Origin of the sequence: Mannheimia sp. USDA-ARS-USMARC-1261, from assembly GCF_000521605.1 — a bacterium.
Classification (GTDB): Bacteria; Pseudomonadota; Gammaproteobacteria; order Enterobacterales; family Pasteurellaceae; genus Mannheimia; species Mannheimia indoligenes.
Window position 1 is genome coordinate 430,897 of record NZ_CP006942.1, and the last position, 11,981, is coordinate 442,877.

Below are 11,981 nucleotides of genomic sequence, written 5' to 3' on the forward strand. Positions count from 1 at the left end.
ATATGACGAAAGCAGCAGAATCAAAAATTATCGTAGGTCTCGATATTGGCACATCAAAGGTGGTTGCCGTTGTTGGCGAAGTATTACCTGATGGTGTGATTAATGTAATGGGAGCAGGCGTTTGCCCTTCTAAAGGCGTTGATCGTGGTGGTGTAATCGATCTTGATGCTGCCGTTAATTCCATTCAACGAGCGATTGAACAAGCAGAATCTATTGCAGATTGTCAAATTATGGGCGTAACCCTTGCGATTTCAGGACAACATATTGTTGGCTTAAATGAAGCCGGCTCATCAACATTATCAGGCGGTGTTGTTACTCAAGATAATATTGAAAGTGCCGTTGATATGGCAAAAGCAATTAAATTACAAGATGGTTTGGAAACATTACATATGATTCCACAGGAATATCACGTAGATAGATTGCCTGCAACTAAAAACCCAATCGGGTTATCAGGTATGCGTTTACAGGTTCAGGCTCATCTAATTGCTTGTCATCAAGCGTGGCTTAAAAATTTAAAAAATGCAGTTGAACACGCAAAATTAAAAGTCGATCAAGTGGTATTTTCAGGACTTGCATCAAGCTATTCAGTCTTAACAGAAGATGAAAAAGAGTTGGGTGTTTGCTTAATTGATATTGGTGGCGGTACGATGGATGTATTGGTTTATACTGATGGAGCGTTAAGATACAGTAAAGTTATTCCATTTGCAGGTAATAATATTACTGATTATTTAGCCCGTGTATTTACTACTTCCCGCCCAGAAGCCGAAAGCCTTAAGGTAACTTATGGAAGTGCAATTTCGCCTCCAACTCATAATGCAGATAAAAAAATTGAGGTTGCAGGATTGGGTGGACGTATGGCAAGAACTTTCACTCGTGCTCAAGTTGCAACGGTAACATCACAATGTTACAACGATTTATTAAAAGTAGTTGAAGATGAACTCACACAACTACGCAATGAATTATTCCAAAAAGGGATAAAACAAGAATTAATTGCCGGTGTGGTAATTACAGGCGGTGGTTCGCAAATTGAAGATATTGTAGAATGTGCTAAGTCTATTTTTGGTTCACAAGTGCGTGTTGGTTATCCACTCAATATTACAGGTTTAACTGATTATGTGAATAAACCGCAATATGCAACAGCACTAGGGCTTTTACAATATAGTCACTATAACTATACCGAACAAGGTACAATTTCAGATTCTAATGAAGATATTTTAAGTGCTTTTGGTCGTGGTACTAAGAGAGTATTTGATTTCTTCAAGTCAAAATTTTAATAGTGTTATATAACACGCAGGGAGATAAAAATGTTTGAACCTATTATTGAACAAACGCAAGATGCTATCATTAAGGTAGTGGGTGTCGGCGGCGGTGGCGGTAACGCTGTAGACAGAATGTCGCGTTCTGCTGATGATATTAAAGGTGTTGAATTCTTTGATGTAAATACGGATGCTCAAGTATTAAGAAAAAGAACAACACGCCAAACCATTCAAATTGGTGCAGCTACAACTAAAGGTTTAGGTGCAGGAGCTGACCCTATGGTCGGTAAACAAGCAGCTGAAGAAGACCGTGAAGCGATCGCTAATGCATTAAAAGGTGCAAATATGACCTTTATCGCAGTTGGTATGGGTGGTGGTACAGGTACAGGTGCTGCACCGGTTGTTGCTCAAATTGCAAAAGAGCAAGGCTCTTTGACCGTTGGGGTTGTAACTAAACCTTTCCGCTTTGAAGGTCCTCGCCGTATGCGTTTTGCCGATCAAGGTATTAAGGAACTTTCTCAATATGTTGATTCTCTAATTATCATCCCTAATGATAAATTACGTGGTTTAGGTAAACAAACAACAGCCGTAGATGCATTTGCAGCAGCAAATGATGTATTAAGCAACTGTGTACTAGGTATCACTAATATGATTACCAGTTCGGGTGGTTCTACCGGTGCCGATATTAACGTGGATTTTGCTGATGTACGCACTGTTATGTCTGGCAAAGGGCACGCGATGATCGGTACCGGCTTTGCTGAAGGCGAAGTCGGCGAAGGTCGTGCAGAAAAAGCAATGAATGATGCTATTTCAAGCCCATTACTTGAAAATGTAGATATTTCAGGTGCAAGTGGTATGTTGATTAACATCAGTGCAGGAACAGATTTCTTATTAGAAGAAGTTTATGCTATGATGGATTTAATTTATGGCTTTGCGTCTGAAGATGCTGCAATTGTATTTGGTTGTAACTACTACCCTGAAATGGATGGTAAAGTGAGCGTAACTCTTGTAGCAACAGGTATTGGTCAGCCGGAAGAAGCATTACATATGCCAAAAGCACCACCTGTATATGCACATCAAATGCATCAACAACAAGCGGCTCAGCCTCAACAACCACAAGTAGCACCACAGCCGGGATTTACACAGCCATCAGGTTATAATCAGCCTAACCAATTTGGTCAGCAACAAGTTCAACAACCTGTAGCACCAAAGCCACAATCGGTAGACTCAACACAGATTTTTAACCCAAGTTCAATTCCGGGTTTTATGAGAAATAGTCAATAACTTCCAAAATTTGGAAAGTAAGGACAAACTATGATTAAACAAAGAACATTAAAACAAGCAGCAAAAGTAACAGGTATTGGCTTGCACAGCGGTAAAAAAGTAACTTTAACTTTACGCCCGGCACCGGCTAATACAGGTGTTATTTATGCCCGTACTGATTTAGAGCCTGCAGTTTATTTCCCTGCAAGTGCAGACTCTATTCGTGATACACAATTATGTACCTGTATGGTAAATGATGATGGCGTGCGTATTTCAACTGTAGAGCATTTGAATGCAGCGATGTCAGCATTAGGCTTAGACAATGTCATTGTTGAGATAGATGCTCCTGAAATTCCAATTATGGACGGTAGTTCAAGCCCATTCATCTATTTATTATTAGATGCTGGTATTGAAGAGCAAGATGCACCGAAAAAATTTATTCGCATTAAAGAAACCGTTCGCGTTGAAGAAGGTGATAAATGGGCAGAATTAAAACCTTATGATAAAGGATTTAAACTTAATTTCACGATTGACTTTAAGCACCCACTAATCTCGAAGAATGTATGTAGCTATTCAATGGATTTTTCAGCTCAGAATTTCATTCAACAATTAAGTCGTGCAAGAACATTCACCTTTATGAAAGATGTTGAATACCTTCAGTCCATTGGTCTAGCATTAGGTGGTAGCTTAGATAACGCAATTGTGTTAGATGATTACCGAATTCTCAATGAAAACGGCTTACGCTTTAAAGATGAGCTAGTACGTCATAAAATGTTAGATTCAATCGGTGATTTATATATGTGTGGCTACAATATTCTTGGTGAGCTTACCGCTTATAAATCAGGGCACGGCTTGAATAACAAATTACTGCGTGCAGTGCTTGCAAATGAAAATGCTTGGGAATTTGTAACCTTTGAAGATAAGCAACAAATCCCACAGGGTTATCAAGTTCAGCAAGAAATTTTTATCTAATTTAGATGTATGATTGAAAAGACGAACAGTAATGTTCGTCTTTTTCTTTTACAACTTTTTGCTAAAAAACGACCGCTTGTAACAGTGTAAATTTCCAGTTTTTTATTTATTTTTCTTTACTGTTCAAAAAAACAGTTGTACTATATGCCTATACAGTTAATTTGTGTAAGGTATAGTATGCTAACTCAACTTACTATCAATAATTTTGCTATTGTCCGCCATCTTGTTCTTGAACTAAATGAGGGAATGTCAGTGATTACCGGTGAAACAGGGGCGGGTAAATCTATTGCTATCGATGCGTTAGGATTATGCTTAGGCTACCGTTCAGAAAGTGGAATGATCCGTAATGGGGCAGATAAAGCTGATATTACTGCAACTTTTTTGATGCAAAAAAATAGCCCGGCTTATTTATGGCTAGAAGAACACGAACTGCTTGATGAAGATAATCCTCAAGAATGTATTTTACGCCGTATGATTAATGTTGATGGGCGTTCAAAAGCATTTGTTAATAATCGAGCGTTACCTGTTTCACAACTACGGGAGCTTGGGCAATACCTTATTCATTTAAATGGTCAGCACGCTCCTCAGCTATTATTAAAACAGGAATATCAGCTTGAGATTGTCGATAACTATGCTGCTGTACAGCCTTTATTAATTAAAATGGCAAAACAATATGGTGCTTGGAAAGGGCTTAATAAGCAGGTAAAAAACTTTCAGCAGCAATGCCAAGAAAATGAAGCTCGTAAGCAACTATTGCAATATCAAGTTGAAGAATTAGATGACTTTGCGATTAAAGAAAATGAATTTGAAGAAATGGAAGAAAAATATAATGTTCTTTCTTCTTCCGAAGAGCTAACTGAGCTTTCAGATGAAATAATGAATCTGCTAAGTAATGATGAAATCAACGCAAACGATTTGATTTATAAAGCAATACGCAATGCTGAAAATTTAGTGGAAGTAGATAGCCACTACCAAAGTGTGTTGGATATGCTCAATGAAGCTCTTATTCAGGTGCAAGAAGCGAGTTCTGAAGTAACACAATTAGCAAGTAAAATCGAACAAGATCCGGAATTATTACACGAGTTAGATAATCGCATTGCTCAAGCAATTTCTCTTGCTCGCAAGCACCATATTCAAGCGAATGAATTATGGCGACACCATTCAAAACTGAAGAGCGAATTACAAGCATTACTTGATTTTGAAGATAATGAAGAGCAGCTTATTCAAGATGAAAAACAAGCTCATCAGCAATGTTTAGTATTAGCAGAAGAAATTTATCAAAAACGAACAGAAGCAGCTAATAAGCTGGCTCAACAAGTTACAAAACAAATTAAGCATTTAGCGATGGAGAATAGCGAATTTTTCATTAAAGTAGAGCATAATATTGAGAAACTCTCGCCAAATGGTGCGGATTTTGTTGAATTTAACTTGCGGAGCAACTTAGGGCAACAAGCTCAACCGTTAGCTAAAATTGCATCGGGGGGGGAACTTTCCCGTATTTCTTTGGCAGTACAGGTATTAACGGCGAATAAGCTCTCCACACCAACCATTATTTTTGATGAAGTTGATGTGGGCATTAGTGGCTCGGCTGCAACCACTGTGGGTAAATTATTACGTGAATTAGGCAAAAAATGCCAAGTTTTATGTGTTACCCATTTACCACAAGTAGCAAGTTATGGTAATCAGCATTTTAATGTTCAAAAATATGTTGAAAATAACCAAACTGAAACGCAGATGACATTGCTATCTAAAAATGAGCGTGTTCAAGCCTTAGCTCGATTATTAGGCGGAAGTAAAATTACTGAAGCGGTATTAGCCAACGCGGAAGAAATGCTAAAACTGGCAGGTAATGTTTGATTTAATATAGATAAAAAGAAAAATTGCATCAACATTTCTGTTGATGCGATAATAAATTTGGTGGAGGTAAACGGGATCGAACCGATGACCTCTTGCATGCCATGCAAGCGCTCTCCCAACTGAGCTATACCCCCGATATGGGCGGAATGATATGCTTTCCGCCTGAATATGTCAATGGCTTTAGCTGGTGATAAAGCTGATTGATTAAAAACTAGCTATTCGCTTGAATGAATTTGATTGCTTTTTCAAGGCGAGCTAAGGTTTTCTCTTTACCCACTAATTTAGCTGTAATATCCATAGAAGGAGATTGTCCTGAGCCTGTTACTGCTAAACGGAATGGCATACCAACTTTACCCATACCAATTTCAAGTTCAGTAGCTGTTTGGTTCATCGCCTCGTGAATGTTTTCAACTGTCCAATCATTACAAGCGGTCAATTTTTCCAATAATTTTGCAAGTGATGCAACCGCTTCAGCCTTGAAGTTTTTAGCAGCGGCTTTTTCATCATAAGCTTCAAATTCTTGGTAGAAATAGCGGCTACTTTCAGCAATCTCTTTTAATGTTTTACAACGTTCGCCCAACACAGGAATAATTTCCGCAAGAGCTGGACCGTTACTAAAATCAATACCGTGGTTATTCATATGCCATTCAAGGTGTTTTGCAACATAATTTGGATCAAGAGATCGGATATAGTGATGGTTTAACCATTGTAATTTTTCAGTATTGAACGCACTTGCTGATTTGCTCACAGAGTGAATATCAAATAATTCAATCATCTCTTCACGAGAGAAAATTTCCTGATCGCCGTGTCCCCAGCCTAAACGTACTAAATAGTTGATTAATGCTTCGGGCAAATAACCATCATCACGATATTGCATTACACTCACTGCACCGTGGCGTTTGGATAGCTTCTGACCGTCATCACCGTTGATCATTGAAACATGAGCATAAGTTGGTACAGGTGCTCCAAGTGCTTTTAAAATATTAATTTGGCGAGGCGTGTTATTGATATGATCTTCACCACGAACAACGTGAGTGATCCCCATATCCCAGTCATCAACAACCACACAGAAATTATAAGTTGGTGAGCCATCTGTACGGCGGATAATTAAGTCATCTAATTCACTGTTACTGATTTCAATACGACCACGCACGGCATCATCAAATATTACTGAACCTTCTTGCGGATTTTTAAAGCGTACAACGTGTGGAGCATCACTGGTGTGTGAGTGTTCGCCTAAACAGTGGCGGTCATAGCGAGGCTTCTCTTTATTTGTTTCTTGCGTATTGCGTAATTCATCCAAACGCTCTTTTGAGCAGTAGCAGCGATAAGCTGTACCTGCTTCAATCATTTGGTCAATAACTTCATTATAGCGATCAAAGCGTTTTGTTTGGAAATAAGGTCCGTGTTCCCAAGCTAAGTTTAACCATTCCATTCCTTCCAGAATAGCTGCCGTTGCTTCAGGGGTTGAGCGTTCCAAATCGGTATCTTCAATGCGTAATACGAATTCGCCGTTGTTGTGTTTTGCATATAGCCAAGAATAAAGTGCAGTACGAGCACCTCCAACGTGTAAATAGCCAGTTGGACTTGGTGCAAAACGAGTACGAACTTTTACATTTGGATCTAAAGGGAAGAGGGTTTCAATTTTCATTTTATATTTGCCTAATCATTATTTTTAAAGGGAAAACTTGTCTATTTTACTACTCTTGGGGATGAATAATAGTAAAAAATTGATTTTCTGGGGCAAAAAATCAGCAAACAGGGTAAAAAGAGCAAAAAGCGTTTGACGAAAGAGCAAAAATCTCTATAATTCACTTCCACAACAACGGGCGATTAGCTCAGTTGGGAGAGCACCTCCCTTACAAGGAGGGGGTCACTGGTTCGAGACCGGTATCGCCCACCACTTCAACTTTAAGTGTTCTGTTGTTGTAACAATCTAGTTATTTGGAAACGGGCGATTAGCTCAGTTGGGAGAGCACCTCCCTTACAAGGAGGGGGTCACTGGTTCGAGACCGGTATCGCCCACCACTTCAACTTTAAGTGTTCTGTTTTCAAATTCCCTTTGATTTTAAGTCTCAAGTGGGCGATTAGCTCAGTTGGGAGAGCTCCTCCCTTACAAGGAGGGGGTCACTGGTTCGAGACCGGTATCGCCCACCACTTAAGACTAAAATCATAAACTTCAAATTACGATTATTCGTATCTGAAGGGCGATTAGCTCAGTTGGGAGAGCACCTCCCTTACAAGGAGGGGGTCACTGGTTCGAGACCGGTATCGCCCACCACTTAAGACTAAAATCATAAACTTCAAATTACGATTATTCGTATCTGAAGGGCGATTAGCTCAGTTGGGAGAGCACCTCCCTTACAAGGAGGGGGTCACTGGTTCGAGACCGGTATCGCCCACCACTTTTCTTATTAATCAATTTTATAAATAAAAAATCCCTTTCAAGCTTTAACTCAAAAGGGACGTATATTACACTTCTTGTTGCATTTGCATAAACGCTTTTCTGCGTGAAGCAATGAGCCTTTTTCTATCTTTAATTTGTTTGATTTGGCGTGGACGTAGCTTCCTCGTTGGTAACGTTTTCTTTTTCTTCAATTTTCTCATCAGACCTATCCTCCTTTTTTATATGATTATCAGATAAATTTTTTTGTTCTTGCTCAAGCTTTTTTTGCTCTTCAATTCGCTGATAATTGATGATACTGCCATAATAACGACGGATATTTTCAACGTATTGTAATGCTTCATAGCCTCTGGCATAACCATATTTCAGATTGGTATAATAACGTTTTTCAGCAAGTAGTGGCAGATTTTTCTTCACATCTAACCAATTATCAGGATCTCCGCCCAGTTGTTTGGTTAATCTACGGAGATCTAACAAATGTCCTAACCCCATATTATAAGCCGCTAAGCTATACCAAATTTTATCTTCTTGTGGAATAGTTTCTGGCATCTGTCTCATTAACATATGTAAATATTCAGAGCCAGCTTTTATACTTTGAGCAGGGTTTGTTCTATCTGAAATTTTCATTCTATCTGCGGTATCTTTTGTCAGCATCATAATGCCACGTACACCTGTTGGTGAGGTAGCATTTGGATCCCAGTGAGATTCTTGATAGGCAATAGCAGCTAACATTTGCCATTCTAAATCGCCTTTATGTTCACGGAAAAGTGGCTCATATTTGGGGAGTACCGCTTTGATTGCTGCCAAATAGCTTTGAATATCAACATAATCAAATTTTTCCAGATGATTAAAATATTTCTCCTCAATGCGTGAAATAAGTCCATTCTCTACAGAATCCGACATAAAATCCAATAGAGCTGATTGTAATTCGCTGTAGGAGCTATTTGCTAAATACCATAACACAGGGTTTTCATCTGTCAAATCGAATCCTACCGCGAGATTAGGGTTAATATGCTGTACAGAAGAAATATCGACCGACATCGCGATAGTATGTGGAATTTCGCCTTGAGCGACTTTTAATAATAGCTCTTCTTGGGTAAATTTATCTGAAATTTGCCACTTCAATTGAGGATTCTTTTGCTTTAGCTGATTGAGTATTGGAATAACCGCAGAACCAGTTGGAATAATGACATTTTCTTGCAAGTCTGAAAGTCGATATGGTCTTGTTGTCCCTTTTTTATACACTACTTGCCAAGAAGCTGAGTAATAAGATGGACCGATTTGAAAGGTTTCATTTAATTCCGGGTGATAGAGTAATCCTGCCGCAGCAATATCAATATCATTGTTTTTTAAGGCGTCAAATAATTTTTCGCTGCTATCGTAGCTTTTTACTTCAAGATTAACGTTTAGATATTGTGCAAAGGCAGTCGCTAAATCATATTCAATCCCACTTTTGCCTTCAGGACCGACAAAATAGGAAATCGGGTGGTTGATCATTCCCACTTTTAGCTTTTTACTCTGCTGAATTTGAGTGTAGTGGTTAGCTTCTGAATGAATAATTTTTTGCCAAGGGAAAATCATATCCCAAGCCCAAAGTAAGAGAGCTATTGCGATAAAAAGGCGAGCAATTAATCCTTTCAATTTAAAATCCTCATTCATTCAACTAAGAGCTTAAGAGCTAAGTCTAGCCGAAATTATAGCTTAACGAAATAGTTTAATTAATTTAGTAGTAGAATTGATAAAAAGAAAGAACTTAAATGAAATGGCGCACCCGAGAGGATTCGAACCTCTGACCGCTCGGTTCGTAGCCGAGTACTCTATCCAGCTGAGCTACGGGTGCGTATTTGAAGATTGTGAGAATTTAGTTTATCAGCAACCATTTTATTTTTAGAGTAATAAATAAAATGGCGCACCCGAGAGGATTCGAACCTCTGACCGCTCGGTTCGTAGCCGAGTACTCTATCCAGCTGAGCTACGGGTGCGTGATAAAGTAAATGGCGGTGAGAGAGGGATTCGAACCCTCGATAGAGCTTTTTAACCCTATACTCCCTTAGCAGGGGAGCGCCTTCAGCCTGCTCGGCCATCTCACCACTCACTGTGTCTGTGGGCGACATATTACTAGAATTTAAAAAGATGTCAAATTCTTTTTCCCGAAAATATTAAATTCTCGTGTGTTTGCCTATGTAATAAGCAAAACGATGATTTTTTAAGTTTTATAGAATAAATATTAAACATTTCATACGGTTATAAATAAAGCGGTAAAATTTTCTAAAAATTTTACCGCTTGTAGCTTAAATATTATTTTTGCTTTTTCTTGCTTTGAGCTTTCTCTTTATTTTCATCTTCGGCAATCGTTTTTACACAAAGATGTAAGATTTGCTCGACACCGTTTTTAATATAGTCATCACCACGTACTTTATTTTTTTGCAAATCTAACATTGCATCGTGAATACCTTGTGTCATACTCGTCGGTTGTACTAAGTTCCAGCAATTTGGATCTAAGTGGTTAAAGTTAGCTTGTAAATCGGCTGCATAAAGTATACCACTATAGTAAGCATAGACATTATGATCTAACATTCTATTTATTGTCATTGCACGAATCTGTTCAATTGGCAAGGATACTTTTTTAGTGTACCAATCATTTACTCCATTCATAAATGAATTGATGTCATAAGTTTCGTTTACTCTGTCTTTATAGGTTTGAGCGGTTGCACCGTAAGCAATTGCATAAGATTTTTGATCCACTTCTGCTTCATTTAAGCGTGTCCAACTGCCTTTATTTGATGAGCAAGCGGCTAAAAATGCCACTGCGGTAATCATTAAAATAGATTTAATTGTTTTTTTCATATTTATAACTCCTTATTGTGTTTGTCATAAAGTTTTAGCTATTTTACCGAATAAATGGCAAAATTACTTAAAAATTTTATGAGGTCAATATGAAACAGTATTTAGATTTATGCCATCGTATCGTAAATGAAGGGAAATGGGTAGCTAATGAACGTACAGGTAAGAGCTGTCTTACTGTGATTAATGCAGATTTAATCTATGATGTTGAGAAAGGAGAATTTCCATTAGTTACCACTCGTCGCAGTTATTGGAAAGCGGCAATTGCAGAGCTTTTGGGCTATATTCGAGGCTATGATAATGCTGCTGATTTTCGTAATCTGGGAACTAAATCTTGGGATGCCAATGCGAATGAAAATGCCGCGTGGTTAGCGAATCCTTACCGTAAAGGTGAAGATGATATGGGTTTGGTTTATGGGGCTGTTGGACGTAACTTCCCAAAACCTGATGGTGGTTCAGTGGATTTACTTCGCCAAATTGTTGATGATCTGAAAAAAGGTATTGATAATCGGGGCGAAATTTATACTTTCTATCATCCAGGTGCATTTCATATGGGGTGTTTGCGTCCTTGTTTGCATAGCCACCATTTTTCATTGCTGGATGGTACGCTTTATCTTAATAGTACTCAGCGTTCAGCAGACGTACCTCTTGGCTTAAACTGGAATATGATCCAATGTTACACTTTCCTTGCGTTAATGGCTCAAATTACAGGGCATAAAGCAGGGCAAGCTTTCCATAAAATTGTGAATGCTCATATTTATGAAGATCAACTTGAGCTAATGCGTGATGTACAGCTAAAACGTGAACCGTTAAATGCACCCAAATTAATTATTAATCCTGAGATTAAATCACTTGAAGATTTAGAAACTTGGGTAACTTTAGATGATTTTAAAGTGGAAGGTTATGAGTACCATCCATCTATTCAGTATCCATTCTCTGTGTAATAAAAAAGAAAGCCTAGATATTCTAGGCTTTCTTTCAAATCGTTAAAAAGAATTATTTTACTAAGTCTTTTAATGCTTTACCTGAAACGAATGCAGGTACTTTAGCAGCTGCAATTTTGATCTCTTCACCGGTTTTTGGATTACGACCGGTACGTGCTTTACGCTCATTTACTTTAAATGTACCGAAGCCGATTAATTGAACAGGATCGCCTGCTTTTAAGCTTGCAGAGATTGCATCAAGAGTTGCTTCTAATGCTGCTTTAGCATCTTTTTTAGTTAAGTTTGCACCAGCTGCGATAGCATCGATTAACTCAGTTTTGTTCATAGTTTTATCCTCTAAGATAGTGTTTTGAATAAATGACGTAAAACGTCTGAAAAGTTATTGAAACCTTGCCATAGCTTAATTCAAAGTTCAGATTTGTCAAAGTATTATTGTGCAAG

At 38.3% G+C, this 11,981-nt stretch carries 9 protein-coding genes and 9 tRNA genes; 10 read left to right on the forward strand and 8 right to left on the reverse strand.

Annotation, left to right across the window (positions count from 1 at the left end; all coding sequences use genetic code 11):
- The first annotated feature begins 2 nt into the window (after positions 1 to 2).
- From ftsA to recN, 4 genes are all read left to right on the forward strand, one after another.
- Positions 3 to 1,274 (forward strand): cell division protein FtsA, encoded by a 1,272-nt coding sequence (gene ftsA, locus X781_RS02105; RefSeq protein ID WP_025235343.1) that lies wholly within the window; start codon positions 3 to 5, stop codon positions 1,272 to 1,274.
- A gap of 30 nt (positions 1,275 to 1,304) precedes the next feature.
- Positions 1,305 to 2,540 carry a cell division protein FtsZ gene (ftsZ, locus tag X781_RS02110; RefSeq protein WP_025235344.1) on the forward strand — a complete coding sequence of 412 codons (1,236 nt, stop codon included), beginning with the start codon at positions 1,305 to 1,307 and terminating at the stop codon, positions 2,538 to 2,540.
- 30 nt (positions 2,541 to 2,570) lie between these two features.
- On the forward strand, positions 2,571 to 3,491 hold the full coding sequence (gene lpxC, locus X781_RS02115; RefSeq protein ID WP_025235345.1) for a UDP-3-O-acyl-N-acetylglucosamine deacetylase: 921 nt from the start codon (positions 2,571 to 2,573) through the stop codon (positions 3,489 to 3,491).
- A 177-nt stretch (positions 3,492 to 3,668) separates the two neighbouring features.
- Complete coding sequence (gene recN, locus X781_RS02120; protein ID WP_025235346.1) at positions 3,669 to 5,348, forward strand: DNA repair protein RecN; 1,680 nt, start codon at positions 3,669 to 3,671, stop codon at positions 5,346 to 5,348.
- 58 nt (positions 5,349 to 5,406) lie between these two features.
- On the opposite strand, the gene X781_RS02125 is transcribed toward recN, so the two are convergent.
- Both X781_RS02125 and gltX read right to left on the reverse strand, forming a co-directional pair.
- A tRNA-Ala gene (locus tag X781_RS02125) sits at positions 5,407 to 5,482 on the reverse strand.
- 77 nt (positions 5,483 to 5,559) lie between these two features.
- A complete protein-coding gene (gene gltX / locus X781_RS02130; protein WP_025235347.1) occupies positions 5,560 to 6,999 on the reverse strand; it encodes a glutamate--tRNA ligase in 1,440 nt (479 codons plus the stop codon).
- Positions 7,000 to 7,175: 176 nt separating this feature from the next.
- On the opposite strand from gltX, the gene X781_RS02135 reads away from it, so the two are divergent.
- The 5 genes from X781_RS02135 (at position 7,176) to X781_RS02155 (ending at position 7,753) form a co-directional block, all read left to right on the forward strand.
- A tRNA-Val gene (locus tag X781_RS02135) sits at positions 7,176 to 7,251 on the forward strand.
- A 49-nt stretch (positions 7,252 to 7,300) separates the two neighbouring features.
- A tRNA-Val gene (locus X781_RS02140) sits at positions 7,301 to 7,376 on the forward strand.
- Between the two features lie 53 nt (positions 7,377 to 7,429).
- Positions 7,430 to 7,505 (forward strand) — tRNA-Val (locus X781_RS02145).
- Between the two features lie 48 nt (positions 7,506 to 7,553).
- Positions 7,554 to 7,629: transfer RNA gene (locus tag X781_RS02150), tRNA-Val, on the forward strand.
- A 48-nt stretch (positions 7,630 to 7,677) separates the two neighbouring features.
- Positions 7,678 to 7,753 (forward strand) — tRNA-Val (locus X781_RS02155).
- Positions 7,754 to 7,884: 131 nt separating this feature from the next.
- On the opposite strand, the gene mltF is transcribed toward X781_RS02155, so the two are convergent.
- The 5 genes from mltF to X781_RS02180 form a co-directional block, all read right to left on the reverse strand.
- Positions 7,885 to 9,393 carry a membrane-bound lytic murein transglycosylase MltF gene (gene mltF / locus X781_RS02160; RefSeq protein ID WP_025235348.1) on the reverse strand — a complete coding sequence of 503 codons (1,509 nt, stop codon included), beginning with the start codon at positions 9,391 to 9,393 and terminating at the stop codon, positions 7,885 to 7,887.
- A gap of 122 nt (positions 9,394 to 9,515) precedes the next feature.
- Positions 9,516 to 9,592, reverse strand: a tRNA-Arg gene (locus X781_RS02165).
- A 65-nt stretch (positions 9,593 to 9,657) separates the two neighbouring features.
- Positions 9,658 to 9,734, reverse strand: a tRNA-Arg gene (locus X781_RS02170).
- A gap of 13 nt (positions 9,735 to 9,747) precedes the next feature.
- Positions 9,748 to 9,842, reverse strand: a tRNA-Ser gene (locus X781_RS02175).
- 208 nt (positions 9,843 to 10,050) lie between these two features.
- On the reverse strand, positions 10,051 to 10,599 hold the full coding sequence (locus X781_RS02180; protein WP_025235349.1) for a hypothetical protein: 549 nt from the start codon (positions 10,597 to 10,599) through the stop codon (positions 10,051 to 10,053).
- A gap of 89 nt (positions 10,600 to 10,688) precedes the next feature.
- On the opposite strand from X781_RS02180, the gene X781_RS02185 reads away from it, so the two are divergent.
- A complete protein-coding gene (locus tag X781_RS02185; protein WP_025235350.1) occupies positions 10,689 to 11,540 on the forward strand; it encodes a thymidylate synthase in 852 nt (283 codons plus the stop codon).
- Between the two features lie 52 nt (positions 11,541 to 11,592).
- Here the strand turns inward: X781_RS02185 and X781_RS02190 are convergent, their stop codons facing one another.
- The gene (locus X781_RS02190; RefSeq protein WP_025235351.1) at positions 11,593 to 11,865 is read right to left on the reverse strand and encodes an HU family DNA-binding protein; all 273 of its coding nucleotides are present in this window, start codon (positions 11,863 to 11,865) and stop codon (positions 11,593 to 11,595) included.
- Positions 11,866 to 11,981: the final 116 nt, after the last annotated feature.